The sequence below is a fragment of the Labilibaculum sp. DW002 genome (genome assembly GCF_029029525.1).
GTDB lineage: Bacteria > Bacteroidota > Bacteroidia > Bacteroidales > Marinifilaceae > Paralabilibaculum > Paralabilibaculum antarcticum.
In genome coordinates this window covers 34,426-53,533 of the sequence record NZ_JAKJSC010000007.1, presented here as the reverse complement: position 1 = coordinate 53,533, position 19,108 = coordinate 34,426, and the positions used below count along the sequence as shown (strand labels likewise).

The following is a 19,108-nucleotide window of genomic DNA, read 5'->3' as shown; positions in this document are numbered from 1 at the left end:
GAAGAAGATCATTATACAAAATATATAAACCATGAAATTACTTTTCGCTTTTATTATACTAAGCTCAGCATTCATGTCGTGCAATTCAGAAAAAAATAAATTCGACAAAACAGTAGATCCAATTTTAAATCCTGACTTGATTAAAGAATTTCATTCTGTAAAATATCTTGATAGTTTATTAGTAAATAACGGCGTTAAAAAGATTGGTGAAATTAATGTTCGCGAAAACTTAGACTCTTGTAAAATAATTTTTAATACAATGACAGGATGGAATGATCCGGGAGACTTTTTAAATATACAAATAGTAGATTCTAAAAATAATGAGACATTCAGATTAAATAATCTTGACGGTTGGATGAAATGTATTGGAAATTACGACCTACCGGAAACCATAAAATCAGTAAACTTAGACAAATCTGAAATTGCCTTATTAATTGAAAATAAGACGGGAAAGCAATTGGTAATCTTTGGATATTCCTATGCTAGCGAACCAGGATTAATGACCATTATAGACCTATTTCCAAAACCTCAGGTTATTTTTAATACACAATTTGATTTGAGATCAATTTCGAGCATAAGCAAGAATGGTTATCTAAATTTTATTGGAGGAACTACTTTATTAAATCATGTAGTTCTGAATATGGAATTGATGAAAATCCAAAAGCACTAAGCTCACATCCCCAACAACAAATTAAACCATCATAGAAAACACCCCCTTCACAAATGATTAAAACAGGATTCTTAGTATTTATATTGCTCATTTTCTCTGATTATGGATTGGAATATAGTCTACCGGTTAATACCTCCGATCGAAATTCGATTAGCCTAATGGAACTGTCTAAAATTGGCGAATTTGGGTTAGTCAGGAAGGAAAGACCCAAAGTTCCTGCACATCTTCATACTGGAATAGATATTAAACGACCAACAAATAATTACCAATCGGAACCAATATTTCCAATCTTCGAAGGAGTTGTCATCAGCAAGCGTAGAGATGGACCCTATGCACAGCTGATTATTGAACATGGCAACGAGCAGAAATTCTGGACTGTTTATGAGCACATTGCAGGAATATCGGTGAACCTATACGACGATGTAAATCCAAAAACACCAATTGCCCGATTCATGAATAAAACTGAACTCAACAGGTACGGATGGCAATTCGATCATTTTCATTTTGAAATTTTAAAAGCACAACCCCTTAAAATAAAGCCAGATCGTTCGAAGCCTGAGCGATTATATGCGTCTTATACTTTAGTGTGCTACACAAAAGAGGACTTGGAAAAGTATTTTTACGATCCTCTTGATTTTTTGGAGCAACACCTCAAATAATTTACGCACAAAGACCTCAAAACCTTAGCCCAATTTACCATTTATAGCCATTACAAGACACAAAAAAGGATAGCCTCCCAGCTATCCTTTCTTTTATTCGATGGCGAACGATTTATTCCGTTTCCAGCTCAACAAACTCATTTTTATTTCGCGTTTTACGAGAACGAGCTTTGGTATTTGCCCCCTCGATATGTTCTGCGCAAATCTCCAAAATAGGAGCATATTTCTCGGGCAATGCAATAACCACCCCATCTAAATACGTTAGCAATTGTTCGTTTACAATTTTACGCACCATGCGTTTCTGAACCGATGGCGCAACAACCTTCTCTACCTCTGCCGCATTCTTTTGCGCCTCTAAAAAGCTAAGTCGAAGCGCTTCACTAGCACTAACAAATTTGTTAAAGCGATTTTCAACACCCGTTAAGCTTCCCATTTTACGCTTCAGCTCTGGCTCAGCTAAATTCTCAATTAGGGCCTTCGACATGGCCATTTGATATTCGTAACTCTTGCGGTGCATGTTTAAATCGTGCTTGTCGAACACATTCCATACCTCACGAGCATCTTCAGCTTTTTTATCATCCAACTCGTAGGTATTGGCCCATAAAAATTGCTTTACACACACAAAACTCTTATCGGCAAACTCATCCATTTCTTGCAAATCTTTCGAGCTCACACTCCCCTTAACCAGTTTCAAACCTTTGGTCAACACCTCGTTTTCCTTTCGCAGGATATTCAGTAAACTGGTTAATGCCGCATCGCTACTCCAATCCTCCTTGTCGAAGGCAATCAGAAGGTTGGTTACAATGGTACTCACCTCGTTGGTAGTACAGTAATGATAGATTTTTTCTGTCATACTTCTTAATTTTCAAATTACTTGTTTAACATTATCATACCTAAGTTAAAAAATCTCTATCAAACAATAATAACTTCTATTTAACTTTTTATGATTTATTTTAAAACAACAACTTGACACATTTGACAATTCTTTTATTCATTTTTTATGTATATCTTCATTGGTTTTTCTTTTTGCGTGATGTAAAACAAGATTATTTTAACCCATTGCAGCTTGCACCATAACAAAAACAAAGCTTCGCACTCCATTTCTCTTATTACTGATCAATAAAACGCACTTCAACTCGCTCTTTTCCCTTTCGGTGATAACAAAAACAAATGCGAAGGCAGCACAAACACCGTGGTAAAGTAGAAAAACAGGTCTGCGCACCCATCACTCACACGTAAACGGACCATCCCACAAGTGTTTTTTCACAAAACAAGCGCTTACATATCTAAAAACACAACTGATTTCAAGACAACTAAGCTTCAATGACCCATCCGCACACCTGTTAAACACAAATACAAGCATGAGTGTACCTAGCGCATGCCTGTTTTAGGCAAAGTCAACCCTTGTTTTGCAGTTTGCATGCTTGTAATGCTCCAAAATCAGACCTGATTTCCACTCCCCACATGCGTTCTGCCCCCATTCAGCTATGAACTTCACTCGAACAGACCTGCGCCTCATGCCTACTCTCTCGTTCATACTTTTCAAATAGCTCATAGCCGTTTTTATTCTAATGATATGTTCACACAATTACATTCTAAACAATACACAAATAACCAGTGATGAAAGTTTTTACCTATAGTGTTAAATTTTTATTATGAATACACTTTACTTTCGCTCTATTTTGATAAATTTGGGAGGCTATTCTTAAAAAGCTGTGCAATACTAACGCATATTATGTGTATTGTGCACTTTTAATCACGAGATATTAAATATATATGCAATAACAGTGCACATACTAACACGTTAGGCACAATTAAGAAAAAGAACCTAATACCATATAAAACCAAATAGATGAAAATTGATATCCACGTTCATACAAAAAAAACAAAAAGAGGAGACTCAGAGAACAGGAATATTAATGCTGAAAGGTTTAATGAAATTATAAGGGAGACAGAAGTTAGGATACTAGCAATTACTAACCATAATCACTTTGATATTGAGCAATACCAACAAATATCGGAAAAGGTAAATGATATTTGTCAAATATGGCCTGGTGTAGAGTTAGATATTATAGAGGAAGGTCGAAGAGGTCATTTAATAGTAATTGTGAGTCCTGAAAAATCGCAAGAATTGAACGACATTCTAGTCGATTTGTTAAAGGATACAACAGCAGATGATTTTAACATTTCAATTGAAAATACCGTTAAATATTTTGACAACTTAGAACCGATATATATTGCCCATTACCACGCAAAGACTCCAAATCTTTTAGACTCAGATATAGACAAAATTTCGAGCTCAGTAAAAAATCCTAAAAGAGTTTTAAAAGAAGCAACAAATTCAATTTCAACAGGTATTTATATAAGTCATGGTCATAGTTCCATTTATGGTTCTGACATCCAGAACTGGGATGAATATGAAGAAATCTCTAAAACATTGCCAGACCTTAGGTTACCTGTTGAAAGTTTCGAGCAATTTTGTTTATTACTAGAGAAAGATATAGCAACGATAGATACTCTTTTAAATAAAAAAACTAAAGAATCTATTCAATTAAACCCTTTTAATGCAGCTGAGTTAATTGATATCGATATCTACAACGATATAAATATAATTTTTGGGTCAAAAGGTACAGGAAAAACTGAAATCCTAAAAGCATTATCTAGGTACTATAACGATAAAGGAATTAGCAACACAGTTTACGAATCAAATACTCTTAACTTAAAAGAAATATTTGACTTAAAAGGACATCATTTTAATACTGATGTTGAAGATTTTGACATTGATGATTGTACGGAAGAAATTGAATCGATTTGGAATTCAAACGAAAAGAACATCACGAGTGTTAGTTCATACGTGCGTTATTTTTCAGATGAACAAACAAATAGGATTTCTAGAAAGCTTAAAATAAAAGATTTTACTCCTTTAGACGAATCTTCATCAGAAAGAAACTTTAATGAAATCGTTTCTAGCTTAACAAAGGTTAGTGATTTTATTACTCAAATAGAATCTGACCAACTTTTAAAAGAAACTATAGGTCAAGAATTACTAGAGGAATTAACTTCAGTATTGGACAAGATATTGGATAAATTAAAAAAGGAATCTGAAAAAAGAATTATTGATTATCGCAGTATTACTTTATTCAATCAATTCATAGAAGTATTTGTAGAAGAAATATCTAAAAAGACAGGACAACCTCAGAAACCTATTAATACAGGATTTGCCGAATATGCGAGTAACAGAATTAAAATAGAGAGAGATTTAAAGAAAGTATTACAAAATATTTCCAAACCAATACCGTTTCAAAGTGAATACGTAGGGGATTTAGGAGAAAAAGGAAAACTCTATTGTAAAACTAACTTGGTGATTCAAAATGGAAGTTTCGTAGATGGTTCCTATACTCCTGTTAAAAATGTAACAAAGAATCCTCAGAAATACGTTGCTGCTAAACTTACATCAATATTCCGACATTTATATTCCAATTCTCTTTTTGAGAAAATCACAGAGTTAAAAGAAATTGAAAGTTCAGAAACAATTAAAAACATAAGTGATTTACTTCAATTCAATAGGCATTTTACGGTTGACAATAATTCATACACTCCTTCAAGTGGAGAATCTTCAATGGTTCTTTTGCATAATGAATTATTAGAAGATAAAGAAATATACATTATTGATGAGCCAGAAAAGAGTTTAGGTAATGATTACATAAGCGATGTAATTGTTCCGATGCTTAAAGAAAAAGCTCTAATGGGGCGTCGAATTATTATTGCAACACACGATGCAAATATTGCAGTTCGGACACTTCCATATAATTCTGTGTACAGAGAGCATGATATTAATGGCTACTATACATTTTCTGGAAATCCTTTTTCAAATAATTTAGTTTGTAAAAATGATACAAAAGATGATTTAGACTGGAAAGAAATAAGTATGAAAACATTAGAAGGTGGAAAAGAAGCCTTCGGAGAAAGAGGTAAAATTTATGGAAACTAAAAAAGCTACTATTGTAAGGTCTGCAGAGAAAACTTCACTTGTCTTAAACTTCAGGGAGAGCAACCTTGAAATTATTCTGACAGAAGACAATCCTAATGCAGTTAAAAACGTGTTTAATCAATTGATTCAGAAGTTAAAGAAAGAGGAGTTTAACTTCGAGTTAGAGGATGAAAAACAAGATTTATACTTTCATATCAGTCAGGAATATATTAGACAGTTAAATACGGAATTGTCTAGTGTTTATTCTGAATTAGAAGATTATGAATTATTAGAAACAGAAGAATAACTGTGCCCAACAATGCATAAAAATAATAGCCGAATCAGTTTAAGTTCGAAGGTCTGCTCTCTTAAGTTACCCCTGCTCCCGCACGATTGTATCGTGTGGCTAGAAGAAACGATTTAGATGGCAATTAAATACAAATAGAAGAGCAAAAGATTAACTTAAAATTTAAAGACATGACATTATTAGAAATTATTTTCTCGAACAGAACAATGGTTGTACTTGGTGCTTTGTTAGCAATTTCAATTCCTGTTATTATTTTTTTTGTTGTAAAACGTTTCAATAAAAAACGAACTAAATAGAGACAACAGAATACAAAGGTGGGGAGGCAAACTATCATCTATTTTTTGAAGAAACTAAACGATTTAACTATGAAAAAAATTTATAAACCATTAGGCATTTTACTTATTGTATTGGGGATCATATCAATGTTACTATTGTTAGCAAAAGGCATCTTTTCATGTGAAATTGACCATCATTATTTATTAGGTCTTTTAGTTTTTATGGCTGTTGCTTTTCCAAGTTTTGGAATTCAATTAATTAGAAAGAATAAAACCTGATTACCCTCACCGCTCCCGCACGATTGTATCGTGTGGCTAGCCGAAAAAAACAGGTTGGATAAACAAATTAACTAGGATAAATTAGAATACTAAAATGAGTGGCAATTATAAATATTACCAGAATTAAGTAATCCTTTTTACTGCAATCCCACACGATGGAATCGTGCGGTAACCCTTTATTACAGTGGATTTAAACTCACAACTACCTGAATAGATGATTGACAACAATTAACTTAACAATATGAAGTATCTTATTTTTATACTCGGATTAGTAATAATTACCTTAAGAGCGCTAGGTGTTGAAATTGATATTTCATCTATTGGATTATTTGTATTTATATCTATTATTATTATTTCCATTAGCGACATTTCTCAATTGTCGGAATTGAGTGCCTTTGGAGTCAAAATAAAGCTTAACAAAGAATTGAAAAAACTAAATGATGACACCTATAAATTAAGAACAGTAAATAAGAAAATTCCACCTATTGCAGATTTATTAACCAACAAACAGTCTTTTAATAAAAATGAAGTTCGTTTCAGAGTTCCAGATAATAATAATAATAATAATAATAATATCAAATTCGGAAACTCAATCGAAGACGTTATAAAATTGTCTAATGATATAGAAAATAAATTGAATCTTTTATATGGAAATGTCTTCCTTGATGATTCCAATTTAAAAATCCCTCCCTATAGAATTGTCGATAAATTTGTTGCCGAAAAATATTTCGAAAATGATTTTGTGTTAACCTTTAGAAGATTCTGGAAAATTAGAAATATCATTATTCATAATATGGAAACAAATATTTCTAAACCTGAGATAATTAGCTTTATGAAAAGTGGAGAAAGAATATTGAGTTTTATCAATAATAAAATTCAAAATCTGACAGAAAAAAAATAAAGGAGTGATCCTTTTTTAATGCCCCCGCTCCCGCACGATTATATCGTGTGGCTAGTCGAAAAAAACAGGTTGGATAAACAAATTAGCTAGGATAAATTAGAATTGTAAGATGAGTGGTAATTATAAATTTAATACAATCATATGATAGCAGAGGATTTGATAAGACAACAGTTTTAATCGCCAATGTAACTTAGTACAACCCTTATGCAGCATAAAAAATCCATAATGAAATATCTTTTTATAGTAACATTTATTATTTTCAGTATTCTTGAATCAAAAGCCCAATCTGACTTTAGAGAAGGTTATATAATCAACAATAATAATGATACAATCAATCTATTAATTGATTACAATGGACTTGTTAGCAGCCATAAGAAATGCATTTGCAAAACTAATTCTTATGATAAGACTCAAATTTACACTCCAGAAGACATAAAAGCCTATAAATTCATTGATAGCAAATATTATGAATCAAAACCTATTGTCACAAATAAAGGGAGGGAAAAATTTTTCCTAGAATATTTAATTGACGGAATTGTTGATATTTACTATTATCGCGACATTAATGGAGGTCATTATTTCGTAGATGATGAGAGTGGTAACCTGCATGAACTTAAAAATGAAGAAAAAGAAATAATAAAAGGCGATATTAAATACCAAAAACAGAAAAAGGAGTATATAGGTGTATTAGCATATACTTTTAGAGAAAGCCCTGCGATTTTAAAAAAAATTGGAACCGTAAATTTAAGCCATAAATCACTAATAAACATTGCAAATGAATATCACAACGAGATTTGCTCAGATGAAGAATGCATTATTTATCAAAAGAAATCCCCTAAAATAAAAAGTTCATTTGGATTTACAATTGGGTTAAGTGGGCAATCAATAATCCCAACAGGCGAATTCTCAGATGAACTTTATTTCATGAAGAATAGCCAATTTGGCTTTGAAATCTCCCCTTCCATTGGTTTTTATTACAAAGTAAATATACCCTTTGTAAATGAAAATTTATATTTTCAATATGAAGGCACATACTCTCGTATTAGCCTAAAAACTACCACTTCATATATTGAGCCAGTCTATGAAATGAACTATATAGATGATATTGCCTTAACTCAAAATTCATTTAACAATTTGGGTATTTTAAAGTACGAATTTCCAAAAGGTAAATTTAGACCAACATTTCAAATTGGGGGATTTATCAATTACTTCTTTAAGTCAGATTACTCTCGTAATCTTGAAGTAATTTACTCTTGGGGAGATACATATTTCACAGAACAGATACATGATAATCCTTTTTCAAAGTTTGATTATGGGATAAATATTGGGGCAGGCTTAAAAAGTATTTATCTTAAAGACAAAGAATTATTTTTAGATTTTAGATATAAAAGAGGATTTGGACTATTACAAAGCATACAAACAAATACATTTTCAATTAATATAGGGACTCAGATTGGAAAATAACGACTTGTAACAAAGCTAAATTTCATGGGCGGTGGCGCTTGGCTTGATCCCTAAAGCATTTGGGATAATTTAATTAATCCCGACGAATCGGACCAGTAATCAAATTAAAATTGGTGTATTGAAGCACATATAAGGAAGTTGTGTAGCAGTTGCATAAATACAAATCTATGACAAGTAGGAGCAAAATAAGGACATTCTTTAACTCTAAGAGAAAAGATTTTGAATACATAGAAGAATATAAAAAGAACAAGATTTTCTTTAATGACCTTTTACAAAATGGAAGGCGAGAAGATATTGAATTTGTTCTCGAAATTAAAATATCTCACTATATCAGTCCTTTAAGTAATGAAGGTTTTTACACAGAAGCATTGACAGAACTAGAAGGAATCGAAAACTATTTAGAAAAAATAAGAACTCATTCAAAATTATACAAGCTTTATGTTGAAGCATGCATATTTCAGCGAGGTTTATGTTTAGGTAGACTAAAAAGGTATAAAGAATCTAATATTGAATTTGCAAAATTATTAGAAAAACACCCAACTAATGATAATTTTATTGACTGGTATAAAACTAATAAGAAAAAGAATTTTACCCGTTATTCTGATCTTGGAGCAACCGTTGGCTTTGGAACATTCGCACTTATTCTATTGATAGAATTTGTTAATAGCGATCTACATTTTCCGCCAAAAATAAGAAGCTATATGCTATTAATTGGAGTGATTTCAATTGTTATGCCCTATATTATGGATAAAATTATTGATTCAGAAAAAATAGAGATCAATAAATAATCGCTACGCAATAAAAATCAAATAGAAAAAAAACCTTAACTATACATTTATGAAAAATTTCACATTACTGTCCCATCAATGGAAAGCTGCTACTCGATCGGCGGCGGCCTCCAAAAGTGTTGGGATTAAAATCCTAATGGGATTTATCTTTTTTATTTTGTTCCTAGAGTTGCTTGGAGGAGGCTTTTACCTCGGCTCTACACTTGCCGAAAATTCACAAAACCCAATTGCCGATTTAACGCGCTATGGATTGTATTTCTTTTTGGCCATTCTTATGAGCCGATACATGTTACAGAAGCTGCCAACCTTTATGGTAACACCCTATCTTAATTTACCCATTAAGAAAAGTAAGCTCGTTAACTTCATCCTTACCAAGCCTTTGTTTAACAGCCTTAATGTGCTCCCACTTAGTTTTGCATTAGCCATAACTTTTGGCTTGCACAAACACTTAGATGCTTATACCTTTTGGATGATATTTTCTTGTGTAATTATTGGCGATTTATTTGTTAATTATTTATCCATTTACATTAAACGAGTACAGATAAAGCACGAATATGTATTTTACATCTTCTTAGCTTCTTTCGCAAGTTTTCTTTTATTAGATCAGTTTAATGTCGTTAATTTTCAAGCCATTTCTTCGGATCTATTTATGCAAGTAATACAGAATCCTCTGTGGCTATTGGCAGGAATTTTACTATTTGCTATAGCATACTACCTCAATTTCCTATTGTTATACAAACACTTTTCTTTAGAAGACTTTGGTAAGGGCGATTCTAATCAAAGGAGCAGCCTCGAAAACCTTAACTATTTAGACCGTTTCGGAAAAATTGGAACCTTTGCCTTGCTCGAACTAAAAATGTGTGTTCGAAATAAGCGAACCAGAACCATGCTATTTATGACACCTCTATTCTTATTGTATGGCTTGTTCTTCTACTCCAACCCTACTTATCTTGAAATGAATGGTTTTCTAATTTTCATAGGACTATTTATATCAGGAGGCTTTATGATGAGTTTTGGCTTGTACTTCTTTGCTTGGGAATCGGGGCATTTCGATTTAATGCTAACCGCAAACAACACGTATAAGGATTACATAAAAGCCAAATACTTCCTGATGCTATCAACCAGCACCATTATTTTCCTTTTATCTACATTCTACGTCTTTTTTGGCATAGAGATTCTGATCATTAATAGTGTTTGCTTTTTGTTTAACATTGGCGTTAATAGCCTATTGTTACTCTACTTTGCAACGAACAACAACAAACACATGGATCTATCTAAAGGTTCGGCATTCAATTACCAAGGTGTAAGCGGAAGACATTTTGTTTTAATGATTCCTCTGTTGGTTCTTCCAATATTAATCTATCTACCATTTAGTTTAATGGATCAAACAAATGCTGGCTTTGCTCTTATCGGCGGCCTGGGTATTTTAGGTTTATTGTTCCGAGAAAAGATGCTGGATCTGATTACCCAACGTTTTATTAGTAAGCGACACACCATGTCGGAAGGTTTTAGAAATAAGTAATAACAAAAGAAAATAACATCATGATTAATATAGATAATTTAGGCAAATCATATAACGCAGTTAAAGTTTTAGATATCGAGCAATTAGAGATTCCACAAGGCCAATCGTTTGGTTTGGTTGGAAACAATGGCGCTGGAAAAACCACTCTATTCAGACTTATTTTAGATTTGATTGAAGCAGACCGTGGCCAAGTATTGAGTAAGGACATTGCTGTAAACAAAGACAGTCAATGGAAAAAATACACTGGCTCGTTTTTAGACGAAGGCTTTTTAATTGACTTTTTAAAACCCGAAGAATACTTCAAGTTTATTGCTGATATAAACGGCGTTACCAAAGAAGAATTAAAAGTCTATTATAATGATTTTAGCGATTTCTTTGGCGATGAAATTCTGAACAAGAACAAATACATTCGCGATTTCTCGAAAGGCAATCAGAAGAAGATTGGCATCTTTGGCGCTATTATTAGCCAACCTGAAGTCTTAATCTTAGATGAGCCCTTTGCCAACTTAGATCCTTCCTCTCAGATACGACTTAAGACCATACTAAACGAATTACACAAAAAGAACAACCTAACGATGCTAATCTCTAGCCATGACTTAAACCACATTGCCGAAGTAAGCCAGCGCATTGTAGTTTTAGAAAAAGGCCAAGTAGTTAAAGACCTCTTAGCTTCTAGTAATACGCTAGGTGAATTGGAAGGGTATTTTAATCCTGCTACTTCTGTTGAGGTGGAGAGCTAAAGAAAAAATGCACACCGCTCCTACACGATGGTATCGTGTGACTAGTGGAAAAACTGACAGATAAAATCTTAACAATATGACAATTGACTTAAACCAGATTAAACAGAACTATATCGAATTTGACGATTATAGAATTGAAGATCTTGCAAAAAATGAAGCAGGTGGCTTAGAACCTGGCGTTATCCCAATTCTAATTGATGAAATAAACAAGCGAGGCTTAGATCCAGCTTTAATAACAGGAATTGAGGCACAAACAAAAGTAATTACAGAAGAAGAGCTAAGTGAATTAAAAAATAAGATAATTAATTTGCATTGTCCACAATGTGGTCAAAGCAACACACCATTAATAGGTACTGTGATAAGAACAGTAAAAAGTTTTATTGTTATAACGTCCTACAAAAAAACGCCCGTTATTACTTGCAAATCTTGTGCTGACAAGAAAAGAAAAAATGCAATGATTTCAACCGCTCTCCTTGGTTGGTGGGGAATTCCATTTGGCCTTTTTAGAACACCTATTGCACTAATCTCTACATTAACAGACAGGAAAAAAGGTGATGAGATTAGTGATGCTATTGTTACTGGATTTGCAATTGAAAATATCGGGGAAATAAAAACCAATTGGGATAAAGAAGACGAACTAGTTGAGTTTGTAGGTCATATAAATAGACTGAACTAGAAAAAAAAAACGACGCTCGCTGCCGCACGATTGTATCGTGTGGTAGCGAAGGTTTATAATGATCAACATCACACAGCCAAGCATAAAACATGAACAAATACATTAAAAAATATTCAATACTCTTAATTGTTTTAATTGCATTTCAAAGCTTGTTACAAATGCTTGTATTGAGCCAACTACAAATCATCCTATTAGATATGGGCGTAGAATTTGAAAAACTAAGCAGTATAACAAACACTATTCTTTCTGCAATTCCTTTCTTGATAAATATCGTTTTAGCCTTGGTCATTTTAAAAGACTTAACGATAAATAAGATCAAAGGAATCCCAATTGTTCTGCTCACAGTAATTTCACACCTCGCAGGAGTCCTATTTTTTCTATTCATCATCCACAGTCAAATCAATAGCAATGACAAATAGCCAATACAAAGCCTTAATTAACAAATATGCTATTCTAATTTTTATAGGATATGCATTAACATATCTAATCTCAATAGCCATACAACATGTGCTTCCTAAATTTGCTTTAGGCGATTCTGAACTAATTCAAATTCTCTCTTCTTCGGCATGGATCATTCAACTGATTGTAAATATTATTGCTGCGGTTTTAGTCTCAAAAGATTTAAAAACAATGGAAATAAAAAACAGTTTAATTGTAGTAATGACGGTATTGTTCTCATTGATTGGCGTTACGATGTTTTTATTAACGGTGAATAAGGAAATTAAGCATGCATAACTCCCCCACTGCCGCACAATTGTATCGTTTGGCTAGCAGGGGTTAAATTATATTCGCAATCTAAAATTATCACAAAAAACGCTAAATGGATTACATAGATATCTTAGCAGAAATTAACTATTTATCTTACATAGGAGCTTTTATTAAATGGATTTTACTCTTTCTGGTTCTTAGTATAATCGTTCTGATTTCTTCATCGCGATTGGGATTGTTTAAAAGACAGAAGAAAATATCAAGAATCTTGGTTAAACTTTACTATATATTCATTCCTATTTACTTTATAATTTTCGCCGTAAAGTTAGCGCCAATAAGGAATTCTCACACTCAGATAAATAAGGTCATTGAAGACAATAAAGTAGCTGTTACAGATTTTGCTTTTGATTTTTTAAACTCAGCGATTTCCGATAGTGTTTTGCAAGGAGAACTTTCAGTACAACAAACGGTAGCCAACTACCTAAACAAAACTGTTTATTCGGATTCAATTGATAATCAATCAACAAAAGGATTTGGGAGGAAATTTCTATACAAAATTAAGAAGAAAATAGAATTTTCATATTTAAGTAAAGTACTAGAATCAAGAGTTATAAAAGAGGCAACAAGCTTAGTTGGGATTAATAAAAAAACAGGAAAAGCTATTTATAAAACAAGCTTTCATGATTTATTTGAAAATGGAGAATTAGTAGAAATATTAACAATGGTAATCGATTCATTTTTCTATAAAGTATACAAATCAATGATTATCATATTTTTGATTGGTTTAATTTTTCCTACTATAGAAATATTACTTTCAAGACACTATAAATATTAAATATCACCCCACTCCCGACCCGCTCCCGCACGATTCTATCGTGTGGCTAATCGAAAAAAACGTACAGCGAAAATAGTATTCCTAAAATCTTACCCAAGTAAATAAACCAAATGGAAAATCAGCAAATTGAAATTACAGAGACAGAACCGATACCAATTCAGGAAAGAAGAAGAAATTTACTTCCTTGGTGGATTAAAACATTTGTGTGGATATTTTTAGTATTTGGCGTTCTAGCTCCTATTTGCCTTATTCTTGGCTTGTTTGGATTTCAGCTCCAATTAGATCTTTATGGTCTTGAAACTAACGATCCAACTTCTTATCTGGCCTTTCTATTAACAGGCATCTTTTTCTTTAAAGGAGTAACTGCATTTGGCTTATGGACCGAAAAAGACTGGGCTATTTTTCTAGGCTATGCCGATGCATTATTTGGAATAGGCATATGTGTATTTGTTACCCTAATTTATCCATTTATAGATGGCAATCCTGGCTTTCACGTTAGCTTCCGACTCGAACTTCTTCTTCTTTTTCCTTTTCTATTTAGGTTAGAGAAAATAAAAAAGGACTGGAATAGATTGGCAGTGACTACGGAAGGCTAAATTAGCCCCATCACTGCCATTACATAAAACTTACCCCTAACTGCAAAAAGAAAAAACCTTTTTAATGAAATTACCGAAAATCCTCTTTGTAAACTTATTTACAAAAAGTTATCTGAAACAAGCAGATAGCTTCCCAATGACCATCTTCAATTTTAGATTAAGATCGATGATTGCTGATTTATGGTTTTGTTTAGCTGTTGCTATGCCATTCATCCTGATTAGCATGATTGCACTATTTACTACACAAACATTCATCAAATTAGAATTAAATTATTCCATTCTGAATCTATTAGTATTCCCAATTATATGGATGGCAATTCTATTTATAATTCTAAACAAAGACATTGCATGTGGAATGAGTGCAGGAAAAAGAACTTTTGGCTTTAAAATAGTTGACAGTCAAACAAAACAGAAAGCATCGCAATTGCAATGCATGCTGCGAAACGTAACAATGATGCTTTGGCCTTTAGAGGTATTAATGGCTTTAATAAATCCGAAGCGTAGAATCGGAGATTTTATTGCTAAGACCGAAGTTATTGAGACAGAAACACGTGAGATTGACTCTCTGGTTAATGACCTTAATTCAATCGATCAGCTTTCTTCAAAAGTGATCCTGATTTCATTATTAATAACTCTTGGCTTGACTTCTATATCTTTTATTGGAACCATCTAAAAAAATCTAATGAAAGCCCAAATTCAGAAATATAAAATAGAAGGAAAAGTTTACACTTGGACTTATAAAAACAACCCGCGGAATTATCCTGCTTGGAACTTTACTGTTGATTTAAAAGCATGTGAAAGTATTTCAGCATTATTGAATTTAATGAATAACTGTGAATGGTCGAGTAAAAAGACTATTTCGATCAAATTGCCAACTGAATCACAAGTCAGAGTTCCAAACAATAAAAATGGAACTGAAAGTTGGAAATCGAAAACTAATTTAATTCTGAGTTGCAAAACATCTGAATCAACAGATTATTGGAAGATTATAGAGTTGAATAAGGGTATTGAAATTCAGTTTGGAAAAGCAAAACTGATTGAATTTCAAAACGCAATAAATGAAATTCCAAAAAGGAGTGGTGATTTTGCAATTTCAGATCAAAACGAAGAAAACATTTTGTATCTCTGGTGGAATTTGGACGAATAAGAACCAGCAACTAACAAAAACTTACTTATCATGGGCCTTTAGCTCATTAAAACAAAGACCAATGTTTAAACGAATTTTAAAAATTACAGGAATTACCTTGTTCGTAATTATTGGATCATTCGCAATATGGCTGCGTTTTTTTGTTAGCGAACATCAGAAATTAAAGCACATTACTTATTTGGAACACCGACAAAGCATTTCTACCGATGGTGCTTATATCCTTTACGAAAAGGACTCTTTAAGATTAATAAGCGTAGTAGAAAAATCGGGTGATTTCGAGATTCAAGATGAGCGATTCTCTATACTTGAATTTGGTAAGGAATTTACGGTAAATGTATACAACTACGACGATCCTACCGCCATATCATTTAAAGTTGATTTGAAGGATTCATTGTCTATTCCCCAATCCACATACTCAAAACCAGACAAAATATTCACAATATCCGATATAGAAGGTAACATGTATGCTTTCCATAAACTATTAAGAGCAAATGGAATAATAGATGCTAATTCCGATTGGAGTTTTGGCAATGGGCATTTAGTACTTGTAGGCGATTTTGTAGACAGAGGCCTTAATGTGACTCAATGCTTGTGGTTAATCTATAAACTAGAACAGCAAGCTTCTAATTATGGTGGTTGTGTGCATTTTATTTTAGGCAATCACGAACGAAATAATCTGTATGGATGTAATCCTCATGTAAGGTCTAAGTATACGAATTTAGCAAGCAAACTAAATTTAGATTATTCAACCGATTTTTATGGACCAAATAGTGAGATAGGAAGATGGCTTCGGACTAAAAACACAATTGAAAAAATAGGAGATATTCTATTTGTTCATGGAGGTATAAGCCAGGACTTACTCAATCTAAAATTATCGATAAAAGAAATAAATCAGATTGTAAGAAATAGTATTGGCACGAATACTTTCACAGATTCTATAAGTAAGAAAATCCATAGTAAAACAGGTCCTTTATGGTATCGAGGATTTGCAACCTATAGCAATGAACAGACACCTCTCGAAATCAATAATGCAAAGCAATATTTTGATGTTTCATTATTAGTTATTGGTCACTCTACCAGAAAGGATATCAAACAAGAGTATGACAACTCATTAATTAATGTTGATGTTCATTTTCCACATAAAGACACAGATGCTAGCAGAGGAAAAGGGTTATTAATTGAATTGGACAATAGGTTCAAGGTAGATGATATGGGAAACAAAGAAAAAATATAGTCCCCCGATGCCGCTGCTACAGTCACACACAGGATACATGTGGTAGCGTAGTGCTTAATTTACAAACTAAAAAAGACTGATTTACAACTATGAATAAATTCAAACCATTAGTACTAAGCATATTTTGCCTTGCTTTTATGGCTTGCGCACAAGAAGAAGTAAAGTTAAAAGCAAGTGCCTTACGTGATACCATTTATACAGGTGAAAGCCTTAGCATACGTTTATCATTAGAAGGTATTCAGAGTGATATTTTCAATGATAAGAACCAAGACAAAGGTATTTTGGGTGGTTTTTTTGAAGGTTCTGAAGGCAACAATAATTTTAGCACACTTGTTTATGCTAATCCTGAAACATTGGGTGAAAACATTATTGGTCCATACCAAATTAACATGCTAGGAAAGGTGTATATATCAAATAGCGTAAGTGTACAAGTTGTAAAGCCACCTGTACAACAAATTAAGCTTGAAATACCCAAGGAAGCTAGCCTAGGCGAAAAGATTAAAGTCAAAATAACAGGTAAATCAAATCGATCATTTAAAGCTCAATTTAAAGAAAACGAAATATTTATAATCAATGGTCAATCTAGTAATACACAAGTATCAAATGGAAAATATTCTACCCAAATTGAATATACCCTTACGCTAAAGAGAAAAGGGATATTTGAAATTAACAGAAGCTTTTTTAAAGATTTACCAAAGAATATTAAACTAGCCCCAGTAAAATTTGAGGTTAAATAAGGATGAATAACATTTTGCAAAAGTAATGGCATGTAAAATGCTGCCCCCAAATTGCTATCAAGAATGTCTTTACGACCACACACAACAATAAACAACACAATTCTCACTAACTCATAAATTATTTAAACATGAAAATCATTTTTACTTTTTTGGTTCTATTCAGTCTTTTTTCTTTTGATGGAAACGCACAAAAATGCCAAGTAAAAGAAGATCCTTTTACCAATGAGAAAGTAGTATCCTTTAATTGGAAACATGGCATCGTTTTTTACGAGTACAAAGGCGATGAAATCAAGTTTGGAATTAGATGCAATTACAATGGTGAAAAAAATGTAGTTATGGAAAAAGGACAAAAAGCATTTTTTAAACTGGACAACAACGAAACCATGGAGTTACTTACTTGTGTGGATGCTAATCCTGAAACACAAATTAGGGCCAGTCAATATGCTGCATCGGTATTTACGGCTTATACGTTTATATTTTGCTTAACCAAAGATGAGCTAAGCAAGTTGGCTAAATATAAGATGCTAGCCTTCCGATATCCTGATACAAATGGTGAATACTTGGACATTATTTTAAAAGGAAAGAAAAACAAATATGCGAAAGCTGTACTTGAAGGTGGACAGTGCATCCTTAGTAATGTGCAAGATTAGTTTTTAAAATATACCGCTACCGAACGATTGTATCGTTTGGTGGCGGAACCAACTTAGGCTCTTGTAACTGCAAATTATTTCGCACAAGAAACTCAAAAAGTTCGTTTTAGCTTACAAAGACAAAAATGAACGTACACTCTTTATTTTATAACTGCGTGATATGCCTATAATTATTGGCATCAATGTAATGATCCCAAGTTTTACAATATCAAATGAGCCTAAACGAATAAAGGATGAAACACTTACAGAACAGCAAGATTAAATTTTAGTATATTTATATCTTAAATGTAAATCAAGATGGATAAGAAAATACTTATAAGGCTTTTTTTACTATTCATTCCGATCGCTTATTTAACTTATCTTTTTCATGAATTTGGTCATTGGATTGTTGGAGAGTTATTAGGAAATGACATGAGTTATAGTTTAAACAATGTTAATGTAAAAAATGGGCATTATATAGGGGAAAATCACAAATTGCTTTCTAGCATTGGAGGGCCTCTATTTACGATTCTACAATCGTTTATATTTCTTTTGATCATAGAAAAGTACAAAACAGTTTATGTTTATCCATTTGTGTTTTTTGCATTTTTCACAAGGTTCTTTTCATTGGTTTTTGGTGGTTTTGAAAATCAAGATGAAGCTGTAATATCTGCAAGTCTTGAAATAGGAAAGTATACAGTGGCTATTTTTGTTGTTCTGATCCTGTTATTAATGGTTTGGAGAGCCAGTAAAATATTGAAAATAAATTTAAAGTGCAATTGTATATTCTATGCAATCAGTACGTTATGCGTTCTTATTGTAATTGGAACATATTTGTATATTTTATAGTACCCAGCACCATCCACAAGCTTGTATTGTACAAGCAAAATACAAAAGTGCACTTATTACCATAACCAGTGAGATTTAACCTTATTAAAATCAGTTTCTATTACCTAATCATCACTTCGTTT

The 19,108-nt window shown here is 32.6% G+C and carries 23 protein-coding genes; 22 read left to right on the top strand and 1 reads right to left on the bottom strand.

Features of this window, described 5'->3' with window-relative positions; translation table 11 throughout:
• Positions 1–31: 31 nt before the first annotated feature.
• Together L3049_RS18545 and L3049_RS18540 are read left to right on the top strand one after the other, a co-directional pair.
• Entirely contained in the window at positions 32–670 is a 639-nt protein-coding gene (locus tag L3049_RS18545; protein ID WP_275111321.1) for a hypothetical protein, read from the top strand.
• A 53-nt stretch (positions 671–723) separates the two neighbouring features.
• Positions 724–1,329: a M23 family metallopeptidase gene (locus L3049_RS18540; protein WP_275111320.1), complete on the top strand. Its 606-nt coding sequence runs from the start codon at positions 724–726 to the stop codon at positions 1,327–1,329.
• Between the two features lie 112 nt (positions 1,330–1,441).
• On the opposite strand, the gene L3049_RS18535 is transcribed toward L3049_RS18540, so the two are convergent.
• Positions 1,442–2,182 (bottom strand): DUF6261 family protein, encoded by a 741-nt coding sequence (locus L3049_RS18535; protein WP_275111319.1) that lies wholly within the window; start codon positions 2,180–2,182, stop codon positions 1,442–1,444.
• 999 nt (positions 2,183–3,181) lie between these two features.
• On the opposite strand from L3049_RS18535, the gene L3049_RS18530 reads away from it, so the two are divergent.
• The 20 genes from L3049_RS18530 (at position 3,182) to L3049_RS18435 (ending at position 18,986) form a co-directional block, all read left to right on the top strand.
• On the top strand, positions 3,182–5,320 hold the full coding sequence (locus tag L3049_RS18530; RefSeq protein WP_275111318.1) for a hypothetical protein: 2,139 nt from the start codon (positions 3,182–3,184) through the stop codon (positions 5,318–5,320).
• A complete protein-coding gene (locus tag L3049_RS18525; protein WP_275111317.1) occupies positions 5,274–5,606 on the top strand; it encodes a hypothetical protein in 333 nt (110 codons plus the stop codon). The genes L3049_RS18530 and L3049_RS18525 overlap by 47 nt, the downstream gene beginning before the upstream one ends.
• A 170-nt stretch (positions 5,607–5,776) precedes the next feature.
• On the top strand, positions 5,777–5,902 hold the full coding sequence (locus tag L3049_RS18520; protein ID WP_275111316.1) for a hypothetical protein: 126 nt from the start codon (positions 5,777–5,779) through the stop codon (positions 5,900–5,902).
• Positions 5,903–5,971: 69 nt separating this feature from the next.
• Positions 5,972–6,160 (top strand): hypothetical protein, encoded by a 189-nt coding sequence (locus tag L3049_RS18515; RefSeq protein WP_275111315.1) that lies wholly within the window; start codon positions 5,972–5,974, stop codon positions 6,158–6,160.
• A 241-nt stretch (positions 6,161–6,401) separates the two neighbouring features.
• Positions 6,402–7,061, top strand: a complete 660-nt coding sequence (locus tag L3049_RS18510; RefSeq protein WP_275111314.1) for a hypothetical protein — start codon at positions 6,402–6,404, stop codon at positions 7,059–7,061.
• A 225-nt stretch (positions 7,062–7,286) separates the two neighbouring features.
• Positions 7,287–8,525, top strand: coding sequence for a porin family protein (locus L3049_RS18505; protein WP_275111313.1), 1,239 nt, complete (start codon positions 7,287–7,289; stop codon positions 8,523–8,525).
• Positions 8,526–8,674: 149 nt separating this feature from the next.
• Positions 8,675–9,313, top strand: coding sequence for a hypothetical protein (locus L3049_RS18500; RefSeq protein ID WP_275111312.1), 639 nt, complete (start codon positions 8,675–8,677; stop codon positions 9,311–9,313).
• A gap of 49 nt (positions 9,314–9,362) precedes the next feature.
• On the top strand, positions 9,363–10,835 hold the full coding sequence (locus L3049_RS18495; protein ID WP_275111311.1) for a DUF5687 family protein: 1,473 nt from the start codon (positions 9,363–9,365) through the stop codon (positions 10,833–10,835).
• Positions 10,836–10,855: 20 nt separating this feature from the next.
• A complete protein-coding gene (locus L3049_RS18490) occupies positions 10,856–11,575 on the top strand; it encodes an ABC transporter ATP-binding protein (protein WP_275111310.1) in 720 nt (239 codons plus the stop codon).
• Between the two features lie 76 nt (positions 11,576–11,651).
• Positions 11,652–12,251: a hypothetical protein gene (locus tag L3049_RS18485; protein ID WP_275111309.1), complete on the top strand. Its 600-nt coding sequence runs from the start codon at positions 11,652–11,654 to the stop codon at positions 12,249–12,251.
• Between the two features lie 89 nt (positions 12,252–12,340).
• Entirely contained in the window at positions 12,341–12,670 is a 330-nt protein-coding gene (locus tag L3049_RS18480) for a hypothetical protein (RefSeq protein ID WP_275111308.1), read from the top strand.
• Positions 12,660–12,986: a hypothetical protein gene (locus tag L3049_RS18475; RefSeq protein ID WP_275111307.1), complete on the top strand. Its 327-nt coding sequence runs from the start codon at positions 12,660–12,662 to the stop codon at positions 12,984–12,986. Before L3049_RS18480 ends, L3049_RS18475 begins: the two co-directional genes overlap by 11 nt.
• Before the next feature lie 85 nt (positions 12,987–13,071).
• On the top strand, positions 13,072–13,794 hold the full coding sequence (locus L3049_RS18470) for a hypothetical protein (protein ID WP_275111306.1): 723 nt from the start codon (positions 13,072–13,074) through the stop codon (positions 13,792–13,794).
• 110 nt (positions 13,795–13,904) lie between these two features.
• The gene (locus L3049_RS18465) at positions 13,905–14,390 is read left to right on the top strand and encodes a hypothetical protein (RefSeq protein WP_275111305.1); all 486 of its coding nucleotides are present in this window, start codon (positions 13,905–13,907) and stop codon (positions 14,388–14,390) included.
• 64 nt (positions 14,391–14,454) lie between these two features.
• A complete protein-coding gene (locus L3049_RS18460; protein ID WP_275111304.1) occupies positions 14,455–15,063 on the top strand; it encodes an RDD family protein in 609 nt (202 codons plus the stop codon).
• A gap of 9 nt (positions 15,064–15,072) precedes the next feature.
• The gene (locus L3049_RS18455) at positions 15,073–15,537 is read left to right on the top strand and encodes a hypothetical protein (protein ID WP_275111303.1); all 465 of its coding nucleotides are present in this window, start codon (positions 15,073–15,075) and stop codon (positions 15,535–15,537) included.
• Positions 15,449–16,771: a metallophosphoesterase gene (locus tag L3049_RS18450; RefSeq protein WP_275111302.1), complete on the top strand. Its 1,323-nt coding sequence runs from the start codon at positions 15,449–15,451 to the stop codon at positions 16,769–16,771. Before L3049_RS18455 ends, L3049_RS18450 begins: the two co-directional genes overlap by 89 nt.
• Before the next feature lie 89 nt (positions 16,772–16,860).
• Complete coding sequence (locus L3049_RS18445) at positions 16,861–17,508, top strand: BatD family protein (RefSeq protein ID WP_275111301.1); 648 nt, start codon at positions 16,861–16,863, stop codon at positions 17,506–17,508.
• A gap of 128 nt (positions 17,509–17,636) precedes the next feature.
• On the top strand, positions 17,637–18,158 hold the full coding sequence (locus tag L3049_RS18440; RefSeq protein ID WP_275111300.1) for a hypothetical protein: 522 nt from the start codon (positions 17,637–17,639) through the stop codon (positions 18,156–18,158).
• A gap of 297 nt (positions 18,159–18,455) precedes the next feature.
• Positions 18,456–18,986 carry a hypothetical protein gene (locus L3049_RS18435; RefSeq protein ID WP_275111299.1) on the top strand — a complete coding sequence of 177 codons (531 nt, stop codon included), beginning with the start codon at positions 18,456–18,458 and terminating at the stop codon, positions 18,984–18,986.
• Positions 18,987–19,108: the final 122 nt, after the last annotated feature.

Bases quoted from the DNA above. Each gene is read 5' to 3' on its own strand.
- L3049_RS18545 (WP_275111321.1), top strand. From the start codon at position 32: ATGAAATTACTTTTCGCTTTTATTATACTAAGCTCAGCATTCATGTCG.
- L3049_RS18540 (WP_275111320.1), top strand. From the start codon at position 724: ATGATTAAAACAGGATTCTTAGTATTTATATTGCTCATTTTCTCTGAT.
- L3049_RS18535 (WP_275111319.1), bottom strand. From the start codon at position 2,182: ATGACAGAAAAAATCTATCATTACTGTACTACCAACGAGGTGAGTACC.
- L3049_RS18530 (WP_275111318.1), top strand. From the start codon at position 3,182: ATGAAAATTGATATCCACGTTCATACAAAAAAAACAAAAAGAGGAGAC.
- L3049_RS18520 (WP_275111316.1), top strand. From the start codon at position 5,777: ATGACATTATTAGAAATTATTTTCTCGAACAGAACAATGGTTGTACTT.
- L3049_RS18515 (WP_275111315.1), top strand. From the start codon at position 5,972: ATGAAAAAAATTTATAAACCATTAGGCATTTTACTTATTGTATTGGGG.
- L3049_RS18510 (WP_275111314.1), top strand. From the start codon at position 6,402: ATGAAGTATCTTATTTTTATACTCGGATTAGTAATAATTACCTTAAGA.
- L3049_RS18505 (WP_275111313.1), top strand. From the start codon at position 7,287: ATGAAATATCTTTTTATAGTAACATTTATTATTTTCAGTATTCTTGAA.
- L3049_RS18495 (WP_275111311.1), top strand. From the start codon at position 9,363: ATGAAAAATTTCACATTACTGTCCCATCAATGGAAAGCTGCTACTCGA.
- L3049_RS18490 (WP_275111310.1), top strand. From the start codon at position 10,856: ATGATTAATATAGATAATTTAGGCAAATCATATAACGCAGTTAAAGTT.
- L3049_RS18485 (WP_275111309.1), top strand. From the start codon at position 11,652: ATGACAATTGACTTAAACCAGATTAAACAGAACTATATCGAATTTGAC.
- L3049_RS18480 (WP_275111308.1), top strand. From the start codon at position 12,341: ATGAACAAATACATTAAAAAATATTCAATACTCTTAATTGTTTTAATT.
- L3049_RS18475 (WP_275111307.1), top strand. From the start codon at position 12,660: ATGACAAATAGCCAATACAAAGCCTTAATTAACAAATATGCTATTCTA.
- L3049_RS18470 (WP_275111306.1), top strand. From the start codon at position 13,072: ATGGATTACATAGATATCTTAGCAGAAATTAACTATTTATCTTACATA.
- L3049_RS18465 (WP_275111305.1), top strand. From the start codon at position 13,905: ATGGAAAATCAGCAAATTGAAATTACAGAGACAGAACCGATACCAATT.
- L3049_RS18460 (WP_275111304.1), top strand. From the start codon at position 14,455: ATGAAATTACCGAAAATCCTCTTTGTAAACTTATTTACAAAAAGTTAT.
- L3049_RS18455 (WP_275111303.1), top strand. From the start codon at position 15,073: ATGAAAGCCCAAATTCAGAAATATAAAATAGAAGGAAAAGTTTACACT.
- L3049_RS18450 (WP_275111302.1), top strand. From the start codon at position 15,449: ATGAAATTCCAAAAAGGAGTGGTGATTTTGCAATTTCAGATCAAAACG.
- L3049_RS18445 (WP_275111301.1), top strand. From the start codon at position 16,861: ATGAATAAATTCAAACCATTAGTACTAAGCATATTTTGCCTTGCTTTT.
- L3049_RS18440 (WP_275111300.1), top strand. From the start codon at position 17,637: ATGAAAATCATTTTTACTTTTTTGGTTCTATTCAGTCTTTTTTCTTTT.
- L3049_RS18435 (WP_275111299.1), top strand. From the start codon at position 18,456: ATGGATAAGAAAATACTTATAAGGCTTTTTTTACTATTCATTCCGATC.